Source organism: Stenotrophomonas sp. CC22-02, assembly GCF_004365115.1.
In the GTDB taxonomy this organism is placed as follows: domain Bacteria; phylum Pseudomonadota; class Gammaproteobacteria; order Xanthomonadales; family Xanthomonadaceae; genus Stenotrophomonas; species Stenotrophomonas forensis.
This window is the reverse complement of record NZ_SOCO01000002.1, coordinates 253,832-276,211: the sequence shown is the minus strand read 5'-3', so window position 1 is coordinate 276,211 and position 22,380 is coordinate 253,832. Positions and strand designations below refer to the sequence as shown.

The window sequence follows — 22,380 nt, the reverse complement described above, 5'->3', positions numbered from 1 at the left end:
CCTTGGTCCACACACATTCCAGTCGTGCCAACCAAGGTTGGCACCCACCAGAGCAGGAGGCCAACCAAGGTTGGCCCCCACCCGAACCCGGCGTCAGGCCGGCTCGTCGGGAATCTGCAGGCTTTCCAGCCTGGCGATGCAGTCCTTCAGCTGCAGCTTGCGACGCTTCAGGCGCTTGGACTCCAGCTCGTCCTCGCCGTTGGCGGCCATGCGGGTGATCTGTTCATCCAGCAGGCGGTGCTCGGCGCGCAGGGCGGCGAGGTGCTCGACGATCTCGGCGGGGCTGTAGGTGTCCACAGCCTCCGAGCATACACAGCGATGATGACTGCCGGGAGAGGGGAGCCCCTCGGCCCGGCCGCGGCGGCTCCGAGCCGTTAGAATGGAGACCATGAGTGCCGTGATCTCCCTTCCCGATCCCCCGCCCCGTGCCGCCCGCGATCCGCGCGTGGCCGATCGCGAGCAGCACAAGCTGGCCAAGCGCCTGCGCCGCCAGGTGGGCGAGGCGATTGCCGACTTCGGCATGATCGAGGCCGGTGACAAGGTCATGGTCTGCCTGTCCGGTGGCAAGGACAGCTACACCCTGCTGGACGTGCTGCTGCAGCTGCAGAAGAAGGCGCCGGTGCCGTTCGAGCTGGTGGCGGTGAACCTGGACCAGAAGCAGCCGGACTTCCCCGAGCACGTGCTGCCGGAGTACCTGGCCGGGCTGGGCGTGCCGTACCACATCATCGAGCAGGACACCTATTCGGTGGTCAGCCGGGTCATTCCGGAAGGCAAGACCATGTGTTCGCTGTGCTCGCGCCTGCGTCGTGGCGCGCTGTACAACTATGCCGAGACCCACGGTTTCACCAAGATCGCGCTGGGCCACCACCGTGACGACATGGTGGCCACGTTCTTCATGAACCTGTTCCACCACGCCAAGCTGTCGGGCATGCCGCCGAAGCTGCGCAGCGATGACGGCAGGCACGTGGTGATCCGGCCGCTGGCCTATGTGCGCGAGAGCGACATCGTCGAGTACGCGCAGGCACGTCAGTTCCCGATCATTCCCTGCAACCTGTGCGGCAGCCAGGAAAACCTGCAGCGTCGCCAGGTCGGCCTGATGCTCAGGCAGTGGGAGAAGGACCACCCGGGCCGCATCGATCAGATCGCGCGTGCCATGGGCGAAGTGCGGCCCTCGCAGCTGGCCGATACCACCCTGTTCGACTTCATGGCGCTGGGCCGTCGCGACGACGCGCCGCTGCCCGACGCCCATGCCTGGCTGGCCGGCTCCCCGGCCGACGCCGACGCAGATCCCGAGACGCCCGCCGTTTAAGGTCGGTCGCCCTTCCTCTTTGCCATCCGGAAATCCATGTTCTTTCGCAACCTGACGTTCTTCCGTTTCCCGACCACCACCGATTTTTCCGAAGTCGACACCCTGCTGCCGCACGCCCTGCTGAAGCCGGTAGGCGCGCTGGAAATGAATTCGCGCGGCTTCATCTCGCCGTTCGGCCGCGAGGAGAAGGAACTGCTCTCCCACCGTATCGCCGAGCACCTGTGGCTGACCGTGGGCGGTGAGGACAAGATCCTGCCGGCGGCGGTGGTCAACGACCTGCTCGAGCGCAAGCTGGAGGAGATCGAGGAGAAGGAAGGCCGTCGCCCGGGTGGCCGCGAGCGCAAGCGCATGAAGGACGACCTGCTGCATGAGCTGCTGCCGCGCGCCTTTGTGAAGTCTTCGCGCAATGACGCCTTCATCGACCTGCAGCACGGTTATGTCGCGGTGGATACCTCCAGCCGCAAGACCGGCGAATACTTCATGTCCGACATCCGCGGCCTGCTCGGCAGCTTCCCGGCGATGCCGCTGAATGCCGAAGTCGCGCCGCGCTCGATCCTGACCGGCTGGATTGCCGGCGAGCCGCTGCCGACCGGGCTGAGCCTGGGCGAAGAGTGCGAGATGAAGGACCCGGTGGAGGGCGGTGCGGTGGTCAAGTGCCAGCACCAGGAACTGCGCTGCGACGAGATCGACAAGCACCTGGACGCCGGCAAGCAGGTGACCAAGCTGGCGCTGATCTTCGAAGACAACCTGTCCTTCGTGATCGGCGACGACCTGATCGTGCGCAAGCTGAAGTTCCTCGACGGCGCGCTGGACCAGCTGGAACATGCCGACGAAGACGGCCGCCGCGCCGAATTCGACGCCCGCTTCGCCCTGCAGAGCGCCGAGATCCGCCGCCTGTTCCTGTTGCTGGAAGAAGCCTTCAAGCTCAGCAAGGCTGACTGAACAGGCAACCCGACGGCCGCCGGTCATCCGGCGGCCCGAAGCAGCGCTATGCTGGGCGCATGAGCCGTCTGCTGCGCCGCCTGATCAGCCCGACCCCGCCCGCCACCGTACAGCGCGACACCGTTCGCCTGCGCCTGGAGGATGCCGAGATCGAGGTGCTGCGCGTGCGCGACCCGCGTGCGCGGCGCATCAAACTGAGCGTGGACGAGCGCGGCGCGCGCCTGACCCTGCCGCCGCGGGCAAGCCTGGTGATGGGCGAACGCTTCCTGGAACAGCACCGCGACTGGCTGGCGCTGCAGCTGCGCCAGTACCAGGGGCAAGGCCTGCCCGCACCGCTGCAGCCCGGCGAAGACGGTGTGCTGCCACTGCGCGGGGAACTGCTGCCGCTGCGCTGGCAGGAAGGCCGCTACGCGCGCCTGGAGATCGATGCGCACGGCGCCTGCGTGCAGTGGCCGAGCCGTGGCGGTGATGCCACCCTGCGCCGCCTGCTGCGCGAGTTCTACGAAGCACAGACCCGCGCCGACGTCGGCCGCTGGTTGCCGAAGTACCTGCCCACCCTGCCGCGCGCGCCCAGCCGCCTGCGGCTGAAGGTGATGTCCTCGCAGTGGGGCTCGCTGGCGCCGGACGGCAGCATGGCGCTGGACCTTGCGCTGGTGCTGGGGCGCCCGGAAGCGTTCGAGTACGTGCTGGTGCACGAACTCTGCCACCTGATCCAGCCGAACCACTCGCCCGCGTTCTGGCATGAAGTGGAACAGCGCTTCCCCGCCTGGCGCGAACAGCGCGACTACTTCCAACTGGAAGGTCGCAGACTGAAGGCCATGCTACGGCAACTGCTGTAGCGCCCGCGCTACAGCAGTTGCCCACGCATTCTCCCTCTACCCTCGCCTTCGGCGCGCCCCTTCAACAGAAGGGGCTTCACTCCAGACCGTGGGCCGGCGGTCGAGCAGGCTCGACTCTGCCAGAGGATGAACATTCTCTGCCCTGGCAACGCGCCATGGAGTGCGCGCAGCGCGCGACCGGCTCCTGCTCTTCTTTCTTCCGTGGCTGGGCACGCACGGAAACTGTCTGAGGCCGGGCGGGTGAGCCATGCAGGGGCGTTGGCGCCATGGATGGCGCCATCGAGCTTACAGGAACGTACTTGCAGCGTCCCCTGCATGGCTCACCCGCCCGGCCAAGCACGGCTTTGCCTTCAGATACCGCCAGCCACGAGGGGCTCAGCCGTTGGCCGAAACCTCCATCACCCCGCCCGCAACGCCGCCGCCGTTGCCCAGCGTGCCGCCACCCGCGGCGCGGTAATGCACACCGCCTGGTCGGTCACCGTGGTCACCGCGCGCTCCAGCAGCTGGATGTCCGCCTCGTGCTGGCGCGCCACGTGCGGGTCCTCGAAGAAGATCGCGCGCTGGCAGCGCCCTTCCAGCACGCGGTCGGCAATCTGCGCATCACCGCCCATCGGGCCGCTCTGGTAGCGCGTCACCCACGGCGTGTCACTGGGCCAGCCACGGCTCCAGGCCAGTTCGTTCAAGCGCTGCCCGGTGGTGCCCGTCGCCACGCGTTCGCCGAATCGCGCCAGTACCGCGAAGTGCTCGTCGGCGAAGGCCAGCATCGCCGGCTTCATCGCATCGTGCGCGATCAGCGCCAGCGTCTGCCCTTCGAAGCCGTGCAGGTCATCGGCGCCGGCATCTGCATCCAGGCCCGCATGGATGCGCTCCACCTCCACCCAGTCGCGCGCAGTGGCCACGGTCGAAATGAACGGCTTGCCGTGGATCACGCACTGTCGTTTCAGCGCCGTGGCTTCCGGAAACACCGATGACGGATCGACCGGATCGATCAGATAGATCGCACCATCCAGCGTCCGCTCCGGGCCCATGCCGACCACCTCGGCCACCAGCTTCATCAGGCCGCCTTCGCGTCCATAGGGGTAGCGGTGCAGGCCGTTGTACCCGGCCAGGAATCCCTGTCGCTCGATCGCGTCATGGGTGCGGCCGACCGCGTGCAGCGATACCCCCAGTTCGCGCAGTCCGGGCTCGCTGGCACGCAACCAGCGGAACAGGGCCGCACGCGCGTCGTGATGGTGGAGACGGTTGGCAGCCAGGCCGATGCGCATCGAGAGCTCCGCAGATACGGGTGAAAGCGGCAGTGTATGTCGCCATTCCCCCTTCTGGATGCATTTACAACTTTCTTCATTGCTGCCTGCTGACACGTCGCTAGCGTGGCAGGCAGCGGTACCGCTGCGCGGCCGTTTCTCCCGCCGGCGAATGAGGATGCCTGCCGTGAACGTCGTTGGGTTTCCTGCCGCTGCCGTGATGGCATGCCTGCTGCTGCCAGCCACCACCTCCGCACGTTGCGGCTCACCGCTGCGTATCGCCTGGCCATCCGACCGCACGCCGTTGTCCGCCGGCGTGCAGGGGCAGGCGAACGGACCCGATGCGGACTACCTGGCGCTGCTGGGTGCACAGCGCCCCTTGCAGCCACAACCGCTGCTGGCCGCTGCGGTGGCCGAGGGCAGGGTGCCCGACGGCATCCAGGCGCTGCTGGGCTGGCCCCGTTCGCAACTGCCCCCGGGCTGGGTGGCCAGCGCTCCCTACCTGCAGCTGCCGCAGGTGATCGTACAGCGCCGGGATGCGCCACCGGTGATGGGCGTGGGCGCGCTGCGGGGGCGCACCGTGGCCAGTCCCGATCCCGGGCCACTGGCTGCGATGCTGGCCGAACAGGCGCCGGGCGCACAGCTGCTTCCGCCTGCACCGCTCGATGACGCCCTCTCGCTGCTGGGCACCGGCCTGGTCGATGCGGTGATCGCCAATCTGGGCGAGGTCGAGGCCGCTCTGCGGCGTTACCACGGAGACCCACTGGTGGTCGCTGCACCGGCGGGCTTCGATGATGCGCTGGTGCTGGCCACCGTGCCTGCCTGTGCAGCGGTCATCGATGAGTTCGAGCAGGTCGTGTCGGGTTTGAGTGGCGCCCAACGCGAGGCGATCCGTGCGGCCTGGCTGCCGGCCACGCCGCGAAGCCAGTCGTCGCCCTCGGCACTGCACTGGCTGGTGCCGGCCTCGCTGATCCTGCTGGCGCTCGCGCTGGTGTACGCGTTCGGCTACTGGCGCGTGCACCGTGAAAGCGAGCGACGTCGCGTGGCCGCACAGCGGCTGCGGGAGGTGACATCGAATCTGCCGGCCGTGGTGTTCCAGGCGCGTCGCTCGGCCGCAGGCCATTACAGCATTCCGCAGATCGCTGGGGACGTGCAGGCGCTGTTCGGGATCAGCGTCGAGACCGCGCTGATCGATCCTCAGCGCTTGCTGGCGGCGGTCCACCCCGATGATTGTGAGCGACTGACCGAAGCGGTCGATGCCGCTGCGCTGGCGCGCGAGCCGATCGACGTCCTCTTCCGCACGCTGTCGCCGCTGGGCTGGCGCTGGGTGCACTCGCATGGACGGCCGTTGCCGCGCGCCGATGGCATTGTCGAGTGGAGCGGCTACTGGATGGATGTCAGCGAGGTGCAGTCGCGCACCCGTGCGCTGGCACACGCCCGGCGCGAGGCAGAGCAGGTGGCGCTGGCCAAGACCCACTTCCTGGCGACCATGAGCCACCAGATCCGTACGCCGATGAGCACCTTGCTGGGCATGCTCGAACGCTTGGCCGACAGCGAGCTGGAGGTGCACCAGCGGCAGGTGCTTGCCACGGTGGGAGATGCGGCGAGGATGCTGCGGCAGATCCTCGACGATGTGCTGCACAGCCAGCGCCTGCAACCTGCGCCCCTGCAGCTGCGTCCAACCGATCTCGCCGCCTTGCTGCGCGCAGTGCAGCAGCTGTTGATGCCCGTCGCGGCCAGCCGCGGACTGCATCTCACGCTTGAACTCGATCCTGCACTGCAGGCCGGACTGCTTGCTGACGGCCTGCGTTTGCGCCAGATCCTGTTCAATCTTGCCGGCAACGCGTTGAAGTTCACCGAGCATGGCGGGGTGGAACTGCAGGTGCAGGTGCTGCAGCGGTTGCAGGGGGGCCAGCGGCTGCGCCTGCAGGTGAGCGACAGTGGTGTGGGCATCAGTCCGGAACGGCAGCAGGCGGTGTTCGCTGCCTACACCCAGGCCGAGACGTCGACCACGCGCCGCTTCGGCGGAAGCGGCCTGGGCCTGGCGATCTGCCGTGAGCTGGCGTCGTCGATGGGCGCGGAGCTGCAGCTGCGCAGCAGGCCTGGCGAAGGCACCACGGTGTGGATGGAGCTGGAGCTGGCCAGCTGCGAGCTGCCGGCAGTGATGTCACCCCTGCCGGCCGCAGCGATGCTGCCACTGCCGCCCGCCCGGGTGCTGGTGGCCGAAGACCATCCCACCAACCTGCACCTGCTGGAGCAGCGCCTGCGCGGTCTGGGGCTGCACGTGCAGGCCTGCACCGACGGTCGCAAGGCCCTCGAGGCGTGGCATGCGGGAGCGTTTGATGTGGTGATCACCGACTGCCACATGCCGGACGTGGATGGGTTCGCACTGGCGCGGGCGATCCGCGCCGACACGTGTCCAGCCCGCGCGCGGGTTCCAATCATCGCGCTCACCGCCAGCGTGCTGGACCGGACACGCGAGGCCTGCCGTGACGCCGGCATCGAGCATTTCCTGGCCAAACCGGTGGAAACGCACTCGTTGAATGCGCTGTTGGCCAGGCTGCTGGCGCCGGATTCAACCCGCCAGTAGGCGCACGATGCTGGCGGCGGCATCACGGCCTTCGGCCACGGCGGTCACCACCAGGTCGGCGCCGCGCACGGCATCACCACCGGCAAACAGGCGTGGATGCGCGGTCTGGAACGGCAGGCGGTCCTTGCCACCGGCCACGATGCGGCCGTTCGACCGGCCTTCCACGCCGTGCTCGGACAACCACGCCGGCAGCGTCGGCGAGAAGCCGAAGGCGATGATCACCACGTCGGCCTCCAGCAGCGATTCGCTGCCCTCGATCGGCACCGCGTTCTGGCGGCCGTTGGCATCGGGCTCGCCCAGCCGGGTCTCGACCACGGTCACGCCGATCACTTCATCATCGGCACCGGCTTCGATCGACAGCGGCTGGCGGTTGAACAGGAAGCGCACACCTTCCTCGCGCGCGTTGGCCACCTCGCGGGCGCTGCCGGGCATGTTGGCCTCGTCGCGGCGGTAGGCGCAGGTGACCTTGGCCGCGCCCAGCCGTACCGCACTGCGCACGCAGTCCATGCCGGTGTCACCACCACCGAGCACCACCACGCGCTTGCCGTTGAGATCGGGCAGGGCGATGGTGTCTTCCCAGCCGGCGATCGGCCGGCCCTTCGGATCGTCGCCGCCGACAATCCGGCTGTTCTGCACCAGGAACGGCAGCGCCGGCAGCACGCCCTTCAGGTCCTGGCCGTCCAGGCCGCCATCGGTGTAGCGGTAGGCACCGGTGCCGACGAACACGGCATCGTGGCTGTCCAGCAGCTGCTGCACGCTGACATCGCGGCCGATCTCCACGCCCAGGCGGAACTGCACACCCATGCCTTCCAGTACTTCGCGGCGGCGGTGGATCACCTCCTTGTCCAGCTTGAAGCTGGGAATGCCGAACTGCAGCAGGCCGCCGATCTGTTCGTAGCGGTCATAGACCACGGCGGTGATGCCGGCGCGGGCCAGGCGGTCGGCGCAGGCCAGGCCGGCCGGGCCGGCACCGATCACCGCCACGCTGTGCCCGGTCGGCTGCACGGCACCCAGGTCCGGGCGCCAGCCGCTGGCCAGCGCGGTATCGACGATGTACTTCTCCACCGCGCCGATGGTGACCGCGCCGAATTCCTCCAGCGTGCAGCTGCCTTCGCACAGGCGGTCCTGCGGGCAGACGCGGCCGCACACTTCCGGCAGCGGGTTGGTGCTGTGGCACAGCGTGGCGGCTTCGTGGATGCGGTTTTCCTGCACCAGCTGCAGCCACTGCGGGATGGCGTTGTGCACCGGGCACTTCCAGCTGCAGTACGGGTTGCCGCAGTCCAGGCAGCGGCCGGCCTGGTACTGCGCCTCCTCCTTGCCGAACTTGCCGTACAGCTCGCCCCAGTCGCCGGAGGTGCGCAGTTCCACCGGGATGCGCTGCGGCATGGTGCGGGGCAGGTCGAGGAACTGGAAGGCGTGCTTGCGGCTCATGGCGGGCTCTTTGATGTTTTCCGGTTGCCGGCCAGCGGCCGGCACTACGTGATCCTGGGGTGCCGGCCAGCGGCCGGCGCTCCCGTCAGGCGGCGCGTCGCAGGGTTTCAGTCAGCGACTCGATGCTGGCGGCCTTGGGTTTGACCAGCCAGAACTTGCCGATGTAATCGCGGAACTCGTCGAGGATCTGCTGCGCCCAGATGCTGCCGGTCAGCTCGCGGTGGCGACCGATCAGGCGGTGCAGGTGCTGGCGATAGTTTTCGAAGCCCTCGGCGGACACGCGATGGATGTCGATCAGTTCGTGGTTGTAGCGATCGACGAAATCGCGGTCCACGTCCAGCACATACGCCAGGCCACCGGTGAAGCCGGCGCCGAAGTTCAGGCCGACCTTGCCCAGCACCAGCACCACGCCGTCGGTCATGTATTCGCAGCAGTGGTCACCGGCACCTTCCACCACCGCCAACGCGCCGGAATTGCGCACCGCGAAGCGCTCGCCGGCACGCCCAGCCGCGAACAGTTCGCCTCCGGTGGCGCCGTACAGGCAGGTGTTGCCGATGATGGCGGTGCTGCGTGCCTCGAAGCGCGCGCCACGCGGCGGCCGCACTACCAGGCGGCCCCCAGCCATGCCCTTGCCGACGTAGTCGTTGGCCTCGCCCTCTACTTCCAGATGCAGGCCGCCCACGTTGAAGGCGCCGAAGCTCTGCCCGGCGCTGCCGCGGAAGCGCAGTTCCAGTGGTGCCTCGGCCATGCCCTGGTTGCCGTGCGCGCGCGCCACCGCGCCGGCCAGGCGGGTGCCGATGCTGCGGTCGGTGTTGTGGATCAGGAAGCGGTGCTCGCCGCCGCGCCTGTGCTCGATGGCCGGGGCCAGCAGGCCATCCATCTGCGTGGCCAGGCTGTCCGGCGATTCGTACAGGCGCTGCGCGGCGCAGTGGCTGCCTTCGTAACGGGCATCGGCCAGCAGGCGCGACAGGTCCACGCGCACGCCATCGCGTGGCGCGGCCTCGATCTGCCGCAGCAGGTCGGTGCGGCCGACGATGTCCTCCAGCGAACGCGCACCCAGGTACGACAGCCAGCCACGCACTTCCTCGGCCAGCAGGCGGAAGAAGTTCTCCACGCGCTCGGGCTGGCCGGTGAAATGGTTCTCGCGCAGGCGCTCGTCCTGGGTGGCCACGCCGGTGGCGCAGTTGTTGAGGTGGCAGATACGCAGGTACTTGCAGCCCAGCACGATCATCGGCGCGGTGCCGAAGCCGAAGCTGTCCGCACCCAGCAGCGCGGCCTTGACCACGTCCAGGCCGGTCTTCAGGCCACCATCGGTCTGCAGCAGGGTGCGCCCGCGCAGGTCGTTGGCCAGCAGCGCCTGGTGCGCTTCGGCCACGCCCAGTTCCCACGGCACGCCGGCATAGCGGATCGAGCTGACCGGCGAGGCGCCGGTGCCGCCGTCATGGCCGGAAATGGTGATCAGGTCCGCACCGGCCTTGACCACGCCGGCGGCAATCGTGCCGACGCCGGCATGGCTGACCAGCTTCACCGACACCAGCGCGGTCGGGTTGACCTGCTTGAGGTCGTAGATCAGCTGCGCCAGGTCTTCAATCGAATAGATGTCGTGGTGCGGCGGCGGCGAGATCAGGCCGATGCCCGGGCGCGCATAGCGCAGGCGCGCGATCAGTTCGTTGACCTTGTGGCCGGGCAGCTGGCCGCCTTCGCCGGGCTTGGCGCCCTGCGCGACCTTGATCTGCAGCACTTCGGCATTGACCAGGTATTCGGCGGTGACGCCGAAGCGGCCCGAGGCCACCTGCTTGATCTTGCTGCGCCTCGGCGTGCCGTAGCGTGCGGGATCTTCGCCGCCTTCGCCGGAATTGCTGCGGCCACCCAGGCGATTCATGGCAATCGCCAGCGCCTCGTGCGCTTCGGGCGATAGCGCACCCAGGCTGATCGCTGCGGTATCGAAGCGCGGGAACAGTTCGCTGGCCGGTGCCACTTCATCGAGCGGCGTGGGCGTGGCGGCCGGCACCAGTTCCAGCAGGTCGCGCAGTGCCGAGGGCGGCCGTGCATGCACGGCATCGCAGTACTGCTGCCAGGCACGCGGATCGCCACTGCGCGCCGCGCGCTGCAGGGTGGTCACCACGTCCGGGTTGTACATGTGGTACTCGCCGCCGTGCACGTATTTCAGCAGGCCGCCGACATCCACGTCCTGCTGCGCATCCCAGGCCTGCGCGCACAGCTCGCGCGCATCGGCGTCCAGGCGGGCGAAGCCGGCGCCACCGATGCGCGAGGCGGTATCGGGGAAGCACAGGTCGACCACCTCCGGTTCCAGGCCGATGATCTCGAACAGCTGCGCACCGCGGTAGCTGGCCACGGTACAGATGCCCATCTTCGAGATGATCTTGGACAGGCCCTTGTACACGCCCTTGCGGTAGCGGCGGCCGATCTGCGACTGCTCGCCGCCCTTGCTGAGCTTGAGGATGCCGCGGCGGCCGAGGTCGAACAGGGTCTGGTAGGCCAGGTACGGGTACACCGCGGTGGCACCGAAGCCGAGCAGGCAGGCCATGTGGTGCGGGTCGCGCGCGGTGCCGGTCTCGACGATCAGGTTGACGTCGCAGCGCAGGCCCAGCCGCGAGAGGTGGTGGTGGATGGCGCTGGTGGCCAGCAGGGCGTGCACCATCGGCCGCCCGGCCACCGGGTAGCGGTCGGACAGCAGCAGCATCACCATGCCATCGCGCGCGGCCTGTTCGGCCTCGGCGCAGATGCGCTCGATGCCGGCGCGCAGGCCTTCGTCCTCGCTGTAGGACAGGTCGAGCAGGCGGTTGGCCTGCACGTACTGCTCCATCTTCAGCAGCTGGCGCAGCTTGCGCTGGCTGAGCACCGGCGAGTTGAGGATGACGTGGTTCACCGTCTCCGGGCCGGCATGGAAGATGTTGGTCTCCTTGCCGAGCTGGGTGGACAGGGACATCGCGCAGTCTTCGCGCAGCGGGTCGATCGGCGGGTTGGTGACCTGCGCGAAGGCCTGGCGGAAGTAGTCGTAGAGCGGACGACTGCGCTGGCTCAGCACCGCCATCGGCGTGTCGTCGCCCATCGAGCCGGTGGCTTCCTGCTCGGTCTCGGCCAGCGGCCGCAGCACCTGTTCCACTTCCTCGCTGCTGAGCTGGTAGAGCTTGTGGTAGCTGCGCAGGGTGCCTTCGTCGAAGGGCTCTTCCACCAGCGACGGGTCGATCAGTTCGGTCTGCAGGTAGGTGACGCCCTGCTGCAGCCACTGCTTGTACGGCGCGCGGCCGCGATTGATGCGATCCACCGCGTCGGAGTCGAGCAGGTCGCCGCGCTTGAGATCGATGGCGATCATCTCGCCCGGGCCGAGCTTGCCCTTGCGCACCACGCGCTCGGTCGGCACTTCCCACACCCCGGCTTCGGAAGCGACCAGGAAGTGGCGGTCGGCGGTCAGCATCCAGCGCGCCGGGCGCAGGCCATTGCGATCCAGCGTACACACCGCATAGCGGCTGTCGCAGGCGACGATGCCGGCCGGGCCGTCCCAGGGTTCGCTGTTGAGGCCATGGAACTCGTAGAACGCGGCCAGGTCGGGGTCCTTGAATTCCAGCGACTGGGTGGCCGGCGGCACCAGGATGCGCAGTGCCTGGATCAGTTCCATGCCGCCGGCGACCATCAGCTCCAGCATGTTGTCCAGGCTCTGCGAGTCCGAGCCGTGCATGGAGATGACCGGATCGAACTCGGCGATGTCGAAGCGCGGCGTCTTCCACACCTTGCTGCGCGCCTGCGCCCAGCGCCGGTTGCCTTCGATGGTGTTGATCTCGCCGTTGTGGGCAAGCATGCGGAACGGGTGGGCCAACGGCCAGCGCGGCAGCGTGTTGGTGGAGAAGCGCTGGTGGAACACGATCGCGCTGGAGGCCAGTTCGCGGCGCTGCAGGTCCGGGTAGAAGCGGCTGAGCTTGTCCGGCAGCACCATGCCCTTGTAGCTGATTGCATCCGGGGTGAGCGTGGTGACGTAGAAGTCGGCATGCGCGCGCAGCTGCTGTTCGCTGCGCCGGCGGGCCAGGAACAGGGCCAGCGCGAAGCCGGCATCGTCCTGGCCGACGCCGGCATCGACGAATACCTGTTCGATGCGCGGCAGCGTGTCGCGTGCCAGCTGGCCACAGACGCTGTCGTCGGTGGGCACCTCGCGCCAGCCGGCCACCTTGCAGCCGACGGCTTCCACCTGCGCCTGCAGCTGGGTGCGGCAGGCCTGCGCGGCGTCGGCATCGTGCGGCAGGAACACCAGGCCGGCGGCGAAGCGCGCGGCGACGACGATGCCCGCTTCGTTGGCCAGCAGTTTCAGGAAAGCATCGGGGCGGCGCAGCAGCAGGCCGCAGCCATCGCCGGTCAGGCCGTCGGCGGCGACGCCGCCACGGTGGGTCATGCGCGAGAGCGCGGCGATGGCGGTATCAACCAACAGGCGCGAAGGTTGATCGTCGAGCTGGGCGACCATGCCAAATCCACAGGCATCGCGCTCGGAGCGCGGGTCGTAAAGCCCTTGGCGGTTGCGGGGGGCCATCTCTACCTCGATGCGGGATGAATTGAACGGGGACACTCAAGCCCGCCCAAATCCCTGGAGCGCATCGTGAGGCCACCGGATGCCTCGACTAGATCACAGGTTGCTGCAGCGCCGCAATACACGGTTGCAGGTGCAACAGAAAGCGCCGGCACGCCCGTGCCGGCGCGGGGCCGGGCTCAGCCGCAGCGCGTGCCGCTCACTGCGCCCTTGTCGTCCACTTCGATGTTGAGGCGGTCGCCGAGGAACTCCATCGTGGCCACGTCGTTGGGCTTGAGCACGCGCACCTGGCTGGCGCCGGCGTCTTCCTGGGCCTGCTTGCCGAGCGCGTCGGTGTAGGCCTGGCCGACCAGGCTCTGCACCTGGCTGGCGTCGCAGGTGCCGACCGGCGGCGCCTCGGTCGCCTTGCCTGCGTCGTCGGCCGGCGCCTTGGCGGCTTCGGCGGCCTGCTGGGCATGGGCGGTGGCCGAATCCTGTTCATCCAGCGCCGGTGCCTGGCAGGCGGTCAGGGCCAGCACGGCCGGCAGCAACAGGGCGGAGAGCGGACGGGTGCGAATCTGAAACGACATCATGACTCCGGAAGGGGTTGTGAAGACCCGAGCATAGCGGCGAACCGACCCTCACGTGTTTGTCTTGCGTTATCGACAGGATCACCGCGCCGCGCCCGCGACACTGGCAGCCATGCCAACGCCCTCCACTCCGGAACAACAGGCCGCGCGCGCCGCTGGCCTGCGTTATGTCGATGACACCCAGCCCGGCTTCAGCCGCCGCCGCGCCGGCAAGGGCTTCAGCTACCGCGATGCCGACGGCCACGCGCTGCGTGATGCCGCCACCCTGCAACGCATCCGTGCGCTGGCGATCCCGCCGGCCTATACCGCGGTATGGATCTGCGCACATGCCAACGGCCACCTGCAGGCGACCGGTCGCGATGCGCGTGGGCGCAAGCAGTACCGCTACCACGCCGACTGGGCAGCGGTGCGCGATTCGGGCAAGTTCGACCGCACCATCGCCTTCGGCGAAGCGCTGCCGGGCCTGCGCAGGCGGCTCGGCCGTGACCTCAAGCAGCGGGGCTTCCCGCGCGGGAAAGTGCTGGCAGTCGTGGTCGCACTGCTGGCCGACACCCTGGTGCGGGTGGGCAATGAAACCTACGCCAGGGAGAACAGGTCCTATGGCCTGACCACGCTGCGCAACCGCCACCTGGACCTGCTGCGCGGCGGCCGGGTGCGCATGCGCTTCCGTGGCAAATCCGGCCAGCTGCATGAGGTGACCGTCGGTGACCGCCGGCTGGGCACGCTGGTACGCGGTGTGCAGCAGTTGCCGGGCCAGGCGCTGTTCCAGTACCGCGACGATGAGGGCGTCATCCAGCCGGTCGATTCGGGCGCGGTGAATGACTACCTGCGCGAGGTGATGGGGGAAGACTTCACCGCCAAGGATTTCCGCACCTGGGGCGGCACCCTGGCGGCGGTGCAGACCTTCGCTGCCACCGAGCTGCCGGAACCGGCCACCCAGCGCGCGCTGGCCAAGGCGCAGCGCGAGGTGGTGTGCCAGGTGGCCGCGCGGTTGGGCAACACGCCGGCGGTGTGCCGCAAGGCCTATATCGACCCCTGCGTGTTTGCCGGCTGGGAACGTGGCGAACTGGCTGCGCTGGCCGGCCTGCGCGGTCCGCGCCAGTGGGAGCAGGCAACGCTGAAGGTGCTGCGCAGGGCGCGGCGGTTGGCCAAGCGCAGCGGGTGACGGCGGTCAGCCGCAGTAGATCGCGGTGATGTTGTTGGTGCGGCCCTTCTCGATGGTCAGGCGGTCACCGCCTTCGCTGGCTGGCGGCACCCGCGGACCGTCGTGACGCAGCACCCGCACGTGCAGGCTGTCGCTGTCCACGCGGGCACGCGCAACGGTGGCATCCGAGGCCGCCAGCCCCAGCGCACCGCGCACCATGTCGCTGTGGCACTGGCCGGAAATCACGCCGTCGATCGGCTGTACCTGTGCCATCGGCGTGCTGCTGCACGCGGCGAGGGCGAGGCTGAGAGCGGCGGCGGCAAGGGCAGGGTGCAGGCAGGCGTTCTTCACAGGTGCGGTCCTCGTGTGGTTGCGTGCAGGGTGCGATGGCACGCGTGGTGGCGGAATGAATGCCGTGCACGCCGTGGACACGGTGCACTCACTGCCACCGACAGCGCCGATGGAGACACTGCAGCTGCGGCGGATGCCGCCCCCGGTAGTGCCGGCCGCTGGCCGGCAGTCCCTTTCCCTCCCGAGGAGACCCTGCATGGCCACCATCAAGAAGACCCCCGCCCGCCACAAAGCCGCGCCCAAGGTGCGCAAAGGCAGCACCGCGATCCAGACCGTTGCCGACCCTGATCGCCCGCGCGTGGTGAAAACCGCAACCCGCAAGGCCGCCGCCAGCGACCCGCGTGCGGCGCGGGTGGCCTCGCGGCAGCGGCGCCTGCAGGACCAGGAGAAGGCCAAGGACGCGCGCGCAGCGAAGAAGGCCACGAAGAAGACCGCCACCCAGGCCGGTGCACGCAGGCAACCTGAGGTCATGCCCGCACAGCAGCTGGCCAAGCCCGGGCATGAACACCAACTTGAGCTGGCGCCACGCTTCCTTGCGCCGGACTACGCCGGCAGCGGCAAGCTGCAGGGCATGCGCGCGGTCATTACCGGTGGCGATTCCGGTATCGGCCGTGCGGTGGCGGTGCTGTTCGCACGTGAGGGTGCGGATGTTGCAGTGCTGCATCTGGATGAAGCCGAAGATGCCGAGATCACCCGCCAGCACGTGGAACGCGAGGGAGCACGCTGCGTGGTGATCGCCGGCGACGTGCGCGATCCGCGCTTCTGCAACAAGGCGGTGAAGCAGGTGGCCAAGGCTTTCGGCGGCATCGACATCCTGGTCAACAACGCCGCGTTCCAGCTGCACTGCGAGCGCCTGGAGGATCTGCAAGACGCGCACCTGCAGGAAACCCTGCAGACCAACATCGGCGGCTACATCCAGATGGCGCGTGCGGTGCTGCCGCATCTGCGCGAGGGTGCCAGCATCATCAACACGGGTTCGGAAACCGGCCTGTTCGGCAGCAAGGCGCTGATCGATTACTCCGCCACCAAGGGCGCGATCCATGCCTTCACCAAGGCATTGGCCAGCCAGCTGCTGCCGCGCGGAATCCGCGTCAACTGCGTGGCACCAGGCCCGGTGTGGACGCCGCTGAACCCGGCCGACAAGCAGGCCGAGGACGTCGCCGAGTTCGGAAAGGACAGTGACATGGGCCGGCCCGCACAGCCCGAAGAACTGTCGCCGGCCTATGTGTTCCTGGCCTCGCCGGCCTGTGCCAGCTACATCAGCGGGGTGATCCTGCCGGTGATGGGCGGACCGCGCGGATGACCGGTCCGTGACGTGATCTGCCTGAATGCGGCGTGGCAACGAAGGTGTGCGGTGTGTCAAAAGCTGCGCCAAGCGGCTGCGGTAGGCTGACGTCCCGACGAACACGTTCAAGGACCGATCATGCCCGAGATGGATATCAATGCAGCGGCCAATGAAGTCGTTGCCCTGTTGCGGCAGAACGACGCGCGCGGTGCGGCCGCCCGTCTGGAAGCCCTGCACAACGGCCAGAGCGCGGTGGTGCAGGAATCGCTGGATCGTTACGTGTCGGTCCGCGCGGCCACCGAACTGGAGGCGCTGCGCCGGGCCGGTGGCGTGGCCGCCGCCGATGCCGCCACGGTGAATCCGATGCTGGATCGCCTGCGCGGGGCGACGCGTCCGCCGCTGATGCCCGACGCCACGGAAACCGCAGGCCTGAGCCAGGCGCAGCAGTACGACGTGTACGGCAGCATCGTGGCCCAGCGCGGCAACACCGCCGCGAATGATGCAATGGCCACCCAGGACCGCGTGGTGCTGGGGCTGCGCGACGAGAACCGCAGCACCGAGGCACGCGGGCGTGGTGTCTATGACGACCGCATCGTGGTGCTGTGGAAGGATGCGCAGGGTCATGGCCACGTGCGCGAGTTCAACCAGGCCACGACCGAGCCGACCGCCCAGTACGATGGTCATGCCAAGACCACGCCCCGCAGTCCGGGCTTCGGCGATGTGGCGCCGCGCGCCAAGACCGAAGGTGAGGACGTCAACGGTGACCGGATCAAGGATCTGGGGCGACTGGGCGAAGGCACCACCGAGATGCGCGCGACCACCCACCCGCGCCACGGCCATCCCGATGAATTCGCACTGCGTCCCTCGCAGGAGGCGATCACCGCCGGTGCCGGCCGGGTGGAGCGGGACAGCAATGGTGACGGCTGGTTCGACGCGCGCGACACGCAGGGCGTGCAGGACCTCAACGACACGTTCAAGATCCATCGCGGCAGCCGCTCGAACACGGATTCGGCCGGCTGCCAGACCATCGGCGGCGGCGAGTACGATGACTTCGTGGCGACGGTGCGTGGCACGCCGGGGCAGAACCGCTGGCAGTACGTGCTGACCTCGGTCGCGCCGGGCCAGGTGCGTGAACTGGGCCAGGACGCGCCCCTTGCCGCCCAGGACGATCCTCGCCAGCCGCAGCATCGTGACCATTCCCTGCAGCAGCAGATCAGTACGCGCCTGCAGGCCTTGGGTGGACACTACGCCGAACACGCCGATGCCTACAGCCTGGTGATGCTGCGCGAAGCCAAGGCCGCGGGCATCACCCAGGTCGACCAGATCGTGGCCAGCAACCCCAGCGCAGGCCGTGCGGCGGGCGAGACACTGTTCCTGGTGCAGGGCAGCCCGGGCGATCCCGCGGCGCTGCGTGCAGGGGTCAATGCGGCCGAGGTCCGCGAGACCGCGGTGGAAACCAGCCTGCGCCAGCTGCAGCAGCAGGCGCGCGAACACGGCGCACCCGCGCCGGCGCCCGCACAGCAGCAGGAAGCGCCGGCGATGGGAGGGCGTTGAACGATGATCCGATCGCACCTGATGCCGGGCATTGCGTCGATGCTGCTGCTGGCCTGCAGCGCCTGTGCGCCGGCCGGCGAGCGCACTGCCCCGGCAGCGTCCACTGCGGAAGCGGCAACCCGGCCGATGCAGCCGCTGGCCCCTGATCGCGGCTTGCCCGCATTGCCTGAAGCCTCCGGCAGCGCCTCTTCCGGTGGCGGTTACGGCGCATTGCCCGAATCCGTCAGGCAGGTACTGACGCAGTTGAAGTGCAATGTGGACGCGGCCAGCAACGTGCATGTGGTCACCCTCCCCGGACAGGGCGGGCAGCAGGATGTCATGGCCACCGACCGCAGTGGAGCGCGCTTCCATTACTGGATCCGCTCGTTTGCCGGCAGCGGCGGCAGCACCGGCTATCTGGTGCAGTTGCAGGACTGCCCGACCAGCACCGCAGGCATGCGCGCCTACGTTGCGAAGGGGACCGCGCCGCTGCAGGACGTCACCGCGTCGCTGTTGGCGCAGGCCGACCTGCCCGATGCAGCGATGATGTCGTCATACCGGTCCAAGGGCGCAGGTGATCTGTTCGCCTTCATCGGTGTGCTGGACAAGGTGCCGGTGCTGCGCTGGGTGGCCGAGGCCGATCCCGAGCAGCCGCTGGCCGCCGATGCACGCACGTTCGACCACGGCAACGCTGTCCATGCCGGCTTCCTGCGCTGGAACCAGGACCATTTCGAGGTGGCCAGGACCGTTCCCGCCGCGCTATGGCCCTGTGACGACAGCCCGTTGCTGCCGTGCAAGGGCGACCCGTTCGTCAGCGGGCGTTGAGGCCGCGCTGGCGTAGAAATCGGCGATGCGTGGAATGAACTGCTGCGGGTTGGCACCGACAAGATTGGTCAACACCACCACCGCCACGCCGCGCTCGGGATAGACCACGAAGGCCGAGCGCGCGCCCCCAATGCCGGCCACCTGCAGGTCGGGGGAGGCGTGCAGCACCGGCCAGCCGCCAGCCCACGGACCGGTGCGGCCCTCGGCCAGGCGCTCGGCGGTCCACATGCGCTGCCGTGCCGCGTCCTGCAGCAGGTGACCCTCGCTCAGTGCGACCAGCCAGCGTGCGGTGTCGTCGGCGGTGGTGAGGATGCCGCCCCCGGCCCACAGGCTGGGCGGCATGTCGTAGAACCAGTGCGACAGGCGCGGCGGCATGTCGGCCGCATCGGTGGCGCGTGGCGCCAGGCTGTACATCGTCGCCACATCCGGAATCAGGTCATAGCTGTCGCCGAAGGTGGTGCGCGCCATGCGGGCGCCGCTGAACTGGCCGGTGGCGAGGTAGCGGTCGTAGGGCATGCCCGATTGCTGCGCGATGATCCGCGCCAGCAGCACATAGTTGGTCTGGTTGTAGGCAAAGCGCTGCCCGGGTGCCGCGTCGACCGGTCGCGCGCTGACCGCCGTCCATGCCTGCGCTTCGGAACCACCGCCCAGCAGGCCATTGGCATCGAGGATGTCCGGCAGGCCCGAGGTGTGTGCCAGCAGCTGGCGCACGCGTACGTCCTTCCACGTGGCTGGAAGATCATCCAGGTAACGCGAGGCGGGGGCATCCAGATCCAGTCGTCCTTGCTCTGCCAGCTGTGCGATGGCGACGCCGGTGAACGCCTTGGTCGCCGAGTTGAGCGGGAAGCGGGTGTCACGTGAGACGCGCACGCCGTTTTCCACGTTGGCCAGGCCATAGGCTTCGGAGAGCACGATCTGCCCCTGCCTGACCACGGCAACCTGCAATCCGGGAATGCGCTGCTCGAGCATGATCTGACGGATCAGGCGACGGGTCTGGTCGTTGGCCTGGTCGTGGCTGGCAGATATCGCGGGCACGGGCAGGGCGGCGAGAGGCAGAGCGCAGGTGAGCATGAGCAGGGCTCGAAGCGTTGGGCGGAACATGCAGGCTTCCGGCGGGGCGTCGAGGATCGGATGCGGGGAGCTTGGGAAAGGTTTAAGCGCGCCGAGCTGCCTACCGTTCGTCGGCCCATGACTTCCGGGGGGTTGACTACAGTTGTCGTCACGCTGACAGTGACGACACGTGTAGTCAAGGGAGTGGTGTCATGCGTGGCAAGACGATCGGGGACCAGGAACTGGCCCTGCTGCAGTACATCGATGAACATGCGCCGGCCAGCGTCGGCGAGGTCGCCAGTGGTTATGGGGAAGCCCGTGGCCTGGCCCGCTCCACCGTGCTGACGATGATGGAGCGGCTGCGCGCGAAAGGGTATCTTCAGCGCCGGCAGCAGGAGGGCGTCTACCGCTACCAGGCCACCCGTGGCCCGGAGAGCGTGCTGCAGGGCGCCGTGGCCCAGTTCGTCGACAACACCCTGCAGGGCTCGGTGTCGCCGTTCGTGGCCTACCTGTCGCAGCGCCAGCAGGTCAGTGACAACGAACTGGCCGAGCTGGAAGCGCTGGTCGCCCAACTCCAATCGCGTCGCCACGAGGGCTGAGCCATGGACACCACGATGCTGATCCCGTTGTTGGAACGGCTGGGCTGGACCAGCCTGCAGACCGTGCTGCTGGTGGCCCTGGTGTATGGGGCGTGCCGCGCATTGCCGTCGCTGTCGGCGGCGACCCGCTGCCGTCTGTGGTGGCTGGTGTCGCTGCAGGCCGTGCTGGGCCTGTTCTGGAGCCAGCCGCTGCAGCTGCCCTGGCTGCCGGCGCCGCAGGCGGTGGCGATGACCGCCACCGACGTGGCTGCCGACATGATCTACCCGCTGGCCCCGGAAGCCTCCGCACAGCTGCTGGCCGCGATGCCGATGCCTGCCGCGGACATGCCGGCGGTGGCGTGGTGGGCCGTCGCGCTGGCCGCGCTGTGGGTGTCCGGCGTGCTGCTGATGGCATGGCGCACCTTCGGTGAGTGGCGCCAGTGCCGCGCGCTGCTGGCGGCGGCCTATCCCTGCCAGGACGAGGCGCTGGTACAGGCCCTGCAGTTGGCCTCCGAAGCGCACGGGGTGCGCCCTGCGCCGCGCCTGTGGATGAGCACGCAGGTGGACTCGCCGCAGCTGGTCGGGCCGTTCCGTCCGGTACTGCTGCTGCCGGCCGGCGACAATGCCTTGCAGGGCGATGCGCTGGACCTGGCACTGACCCACGAACTTCAGCACCTGCAGCGGCGTGACCTGCAGTGGGGCCTGCTGCCGGCGCTGGCCCAGCATCTGTTCTTCTTCCACCCGCTGCTGCGCCTGTCGGTGCGCGAATACGCCCAGGCCCGCGAGGAAGCGGTGGATGCGGCAGTGGTCGGCCAGCACGGCGCGAGCCGCCAGGCCTATGGTCGCCTGCTGCTGCAGTTGGGCGTGGCACCGCAGCCGCACCTGGGCGTGGCCAGTGCCGCGCCGAGCACCACCAGTCTCAAGCGCCGCCTGATGTCGCTGCAACCGCGCCGGGCCTGCCCGCGCATTCTGGCGATGGCGTTGACCGCTGTGGTGCTGGTGGTGGGCGTGGCGCCGATGCGCCTGGTTGCCGCGCCCGTGCCGCCGGCACCGCCCGCGCCGCCGGCGGCACCGAAGGCCGTGGTGCCGCCTCCGCCGAAAGCACCGAAAGCACCGCCGGCGCCGCCCGCATCCGCGCGGGTGCCGGCCACGCCAGTGGCCCCGGCGGCTCCGGCCGAGCCGGCAGATGTCGAGGCGCTGTCAGGTCCGGACGATGCGGATGTGGCGGTCGACGTGGATGTCGATGTCGATACCGGCATGCACGGTGGACGCACGACCTCCCACACCACCTCCATCACCACCTATGGCCGCCTGGACCTGGGCAAATCGCCGCCGCAGGCCTATGTGCTGGTGGATGGCGACTCGACCTTCGCCAATGGCGGCATGGACGACGTCACGCTGGCCCGCAAGCAGCTCGGCAAGGGGCCGGCACTGTGGTTCCGGCAGGGCGACAAGCGCTATGTGGTGCGTGACCCGATGCTGATCGAGTCGCTGCAGCGTGCCTACAGCGGCGCGGTGGATCTGGGCCGCCAGCAGAGCGAACTGGGCCGCCAGCAGAGTGCGCTGGGTCGCCAGCAGGGCGAACTCGGCAGGCAGATGGGCGAGGTGGGCCGTCTGCAGGGCGAGGAGGCACGCCGCATCGCGCTGGAAGCGGCAGAAGCCGCACGCAGTGCGATGGCCGCCCATGACATCAACCGCGAGGCCGCCGCGGAAGCGGCGAAGGCGGCGCGGGGCGCGACCAACAGTGTGGCCGGTGTGCGTGAGGCTGCACGTGAGGCCGCTGCCGCCGCCACGGAGGCGGTGAAGGCGGTGCGTGGCGCAAGCAACGATATGGCCGCTGCGCGTGAGGCCGCCGCCGAGGCACGCCGTGGGATGCAGGAAGCCCGCAGCGATGCCGCGCAGTCCGGCCGTAGCCGCGATATGGGGCGCCTGGCCAGACAGCAGGCCGAACTGGCCAGCCGCCAGGCGGCGCTGGGCAGCCAGCAGGCCGCACTGGGCGAGCGCCAGGCACGTGTGCAAGCCGAGGCATCGCAACGGGCGCAGCAGGTGATCGCGCGCGCGCTGGCCAGCGGCAAGGCCGAGCGCCTGTAAACAGGGCGTGCCGGCCGCGGGCCGGCAATGCTTGGGGGAGATGCCGGCCCGCGGCCGGCACC

The 22,380-nt window shown here is 68.9% G+C and carries 17 protein-coding genes; 10 read left to right on the top strand and 7 right to left on the bottom strand.

The features are described 5' to 3' along the window. Window positions 1-93 precede the first annotated feature (93 nt). Window positions 94-297 (bottom strand): YdcH family protein, encoded by a 204-nt coding sequence (locus tag N440_RS19105; protein WP_004153435.1) that lies wholly within the window; start codon window positions 295-297, stop codon window positions 94-96. 91 nt (window positions 298-388) lie between these two features. On the opposite strand from N440_RS19105, the gene ttcA reads away from it, so the two are divergent. The 3 genes from ttcA to N440_RS19090 are packed head-to-tail and all read left to right on the top strand — an operon-like array spanning window position 389 to window position 3,090. Beyond that, complete coding sequence (ttcA, locus tag N440_RS19100; protein WP_208322811.1) at window positions 389-1,309, top strand: tRNA 2-thiocytidine(32) synthetase TtcA; 921 nt, start codon at window positions 389-391, stop codon at window positions 1,307-1,309. A gap of 36 nt (window positions 1,310-1,345) precedes the next feature. Next, on the top strand, window positions 1,346-2,251 hold the full coding sequence (locus N440_RS19095) for a recombination-associated protein RdgC (protein ID WP_005411825.1): 906 nt from the start codon (window positions 1,346-1,348) through the stop codon (window positions 2,249-2,251). Window positions 2,252-2,310: 59 nt separating this feature from the next. Further along, the gene (locus N440_RS19090) at window positions 2,311-3,090 is read left to right on the top strand and encodes a SprT family zinc-dependent metalloprotease (RefSeq protein ID WP_133936277.1); all 780 of its coding nucleotides are present in this window, start codon (window positions 2,311-2,313) and stop codon (window positions 3,088-3,090) included. A 398-nt stretch (window positions 3,091-3,488) separates the two neighbouring features. Here N440_RS19090 and N440_RS19085 read toward each other — a convergent pair whose 3' ends face one another. Next, window positions 3,489-4,355 (bottom strand): methylglyoxal synthase, encoded by an 867-nt coding sequence (locus N440_RS19085; RefSeq protein ID WP_133936275.1) that lies wholly within the window; start codon window positions 4,353-4,355, stop codon window positions 3,489-3,491. Between the two features lie 157 nt (window positions 4,356-4,512). Here N440_RS19085 and N440_RS19080 point away from each other — a divergent pair, with 157 nt between their 5' ends. Further along, on the top strand, window positions 4,513-6,924 hold the full coding sequence (locus N440_RS19080) for an ATP-binding protein (RefSeq protein ID WP_208322810.1): 2,412 nt from the start codon (window positions 4,513-4,515) through the stop codon (window positions 6,922-6,924). On the opposite strand, the gene N440_RS19075 is transcribed toward N440_RS19080, so the two are convergent. From N440_RS19075 to N440_RS19065, 3 genes are all read right to left on the bottom strand, one after another. Next, window positions 6,910-8,355: an FAD-dependent oxidoreductase gene (locus N440_RS19075; RefSeq protein WP_133936271.1), complete on the bottom strand. Its 1,446-nt coding sequence runs from the start codon at window positions 8,353-8,355 to the stop codon at window positions 6,910-6,912. The two genes, N440_RS19080 and N440_RS19075, sit on opposite strands and share 15 nt — an antisense overlap. Window positions 8,356-8,440: 85 nt before the next feature. Continuing rightward, entirely contained in the window at window positions 8,441-12,895 is a 4,455-nt protein-coding gene (gene gltB, locus N440_RS19070; RefSeq protein WP_133936269.1) for a glutamate synthase large subunit, read from the bottom strand. Window positions 12,896-13,071: 176 nt separating this feature from the next. Next, the gene (locus N440_RS19065; protein ID WP_133936267.1) at window positions 13,072-13,461 is read right to left on the bottom strand and encodes an I78 family peptidase inhibitor; all 390 of its coding nucleotides are present in this window, start codon (window positions 13,459-13,461) and stop codon (window positions 13,072-13,074) included. A 112-nt stretch (window positions 13,462-13,573) separates the two neighbouring features. On the opposite strand from N440_RS19065, the gene N440_RS19060 reads away from it, so the two are divergent. Further along, a complete protein-coding gene (locus N440_RS19060) occupies window positions 13,574-14,626 on the top strand; it encodes a DNA topoisomerase IB (protein WP_133936265.1) in 1,053 nt (350 codons plus the stop codon). Window positions 14,627-14,632: 6 nt separating this feature from the next. On the opposite strand, the gene N440_RS19055 is transcribed toward N440_RS19060, so the two are convergent. Beyond that, window positions 14,633-14,941: a hypothetical protein gene (locus N440_RS19055; protein WP_133936371.1), complete on the bottom strand. Its 309-nt coding sequence runs from the start codon at window positions 14,939-14,941 to the stop codon at window positions 14,633-14,635. Between the two features lie 211 nt (window positions 14,942-15,152). On the opposite strand from N440_RS19055, the gene N440_RS19050 reads away from it, so the two are divergent. The 3 genes from N440_RS19050 (at window position 15,153) to N440_RS19040 (ending at window position 18,599) form a co-directional block, all read left to right on the top strand. Next, window positions 15,153-16,259, top strand: coding sequence for an SDR family oxidoreductase (locus N440_RS19050; protein ID WP_133936263.1), 1,107 nt, complete (start codon window positions 15,153-15,155; stop codon window positions 16,257-16,259). A 120-nt stretch (window positions 16,260-16,379) separates the two neighbouring features. Then, window positions 16,380-17,795 carry an XVIPCD domain-containing protein gene (locus N440_RS19045; RefSeq protein ID WP_133936261.1) on the top strand — a complete coding sequence of 472 codons (1,416 nt, stop codon included), beginning with the start codon at window positions 16,380-16,382 and terminating at the stop codon, window positions 17,793-17,795. Between the two features lie 3 nt (window positions 17,796-17,798). Next, window positions 17,799-18,599 (top strand): hypothetical protein, encoded by an 801-nt coding sequence (locus N440_RS19040; RefSeq protein ID WP_133936259.1) that lies wholly within the window; start codon window positions 17,799-17,801, stop codon window positions 18,597-18,599. Here N440_RS19040 and N440_RS19035 read toward each other — a convergent pair. Continuing rightward, on the bottom strand, window positions 18,534-19,655 hold the full coding sequence (locus N440_RS19035) for a serine hydrolase domain-containing protein (RefSeq protein ID WP_133936370.1): 1,122 nt from the start codon (window positions 19,653-19,655) through the stop codon (window positions 18,534-18,536). The genes N440_RS19040 and N440_RS19035 overlap by 66 nt on opposite strands. 206 nt (window positions 19,656-19,861) lie before the next feature. Between N440_RS19035 and N440_RS19030 the strand changes: the two genes are divergently transcribed. Together N440_RS19030 and N440_RS19025 are read left to right on the top strand one after the other, a co-directional pair. After that, complete coding sequence (locus tag N440_RS19030; RefSeq protein WP_004153481.1) at window positions 19,862-20,248, top strand: BlaI/MecI/CopY family transcriptional regulator; 387 nt, start codon at window positions 19,862-19,864, stop codon at window positions 20,246-20,248. A 3-nt stretch (window positions 20,249-20,251) separates the two neighbouring features. Further along, window positions 20,252-22,318, top strand: coding sequence for a M56 family metallopeptidase (locus tag N440_RS19025; protein ID WP_133936257.1), 2,067 nt, complete (start codon window positions 20,252-20,254; stop codon window positions 22,316-22,318). Window positions 22,319-22,380 lie beyond the last annotated feature (62 nt).

Coding starts and splice junctions, on each gene's coding strand:
- ttcA (WP_208322811.1), top strand. CDS start 389: ATGAGTGCCGTGATCTCCCTTCCCGATCCCCCGCCCCGTGCCGCCCGC.
- N440_RS19025 (WP_133936257.1), top strand. CDS start 20,252: ATGGACACCACGATGCTGATCCCGTTGTTGGAACGGCTGGGCTGGACC.
- N440_RS19095 (WP_005411825.1), top strand. CDS start 1,346: ATGTTCTTTCGCAACCTGACGTTCTTCCGTTTCCCGACCACCACCGAT.
- gltB (WP_133936269.1), bottom strand. CDS start 12,895: ATGGCCCCCCGCAACCGCCAAGGGCTTTACGACCCGCGCTCCGAGCGC.
- N440_RS19080 (WP_208322810.1), top strand. CDS start 4,513: ATGCCTGCCGTGAACGTCGTTGGGTTTCCTGCCGCTGCCGTGATGGCA.
- N440_RS19040 (WP_133936259.1), top strand. CDS start 17,799: ATGATCCGATCGCACCTGATGCCGGGCATTGCGTCGATGCTGCTGCTG.
- N440_RS19045 (WP_133936261.1), top strand. CDS start 16,380: ATGCCCGAGATGGATATCAATGCAGCGGCCAATGAAGTCGTTGCCCTG.
- N440_RS19030 (WP_004153481.1), top strand. CDS start 19,862: ATGCGTGGCAAGACGATCGGGGACCAGGAACTGGCCCTGCTGCAGTAC.
- N440_RS19090 (WP_133936277.1), top strand. CDS start 2,311: ATGAGCCGTCTGCTGCGCCGCCTGATCAGCCCGACCCCGCCCGCCACC.
- N440_RS19085 (WP_133936275.1), bottom strand. CDS start 4,355: ATGCGCATCGGCCTGGCTGCCAACCGTCTCCACCATCACGACGCGCGT.
- N440_RS19065 (WP_133936267.1), bottom strand. CDS start 13,461: ATGTCGTTTCAGATTCGCACCCGTCCGCTCTCCGCCCTGTTGCTGCCG.
- N440_RS19050 (WP_133936263.1), top strand. CDS start 15,153: ATGGCCACCATCAAGAAGACCCCCGCCCGCCACAAAGCCGCGCCCAAG.
- N440_RS19060 (WP_133936265.1), top strand. CDS start 13,574: ATGCCAACGCCCTCCACTCCGGAACAACAGGCCGCGCGCGCCGCTGGC.
- N440_RS19075 (WP_133936271.1), bottom strand. CDS start 8,355: ATGAGCCGCAAGCACGCCTTCCAGTTCCTCGACCTGCCCCGCACCATG.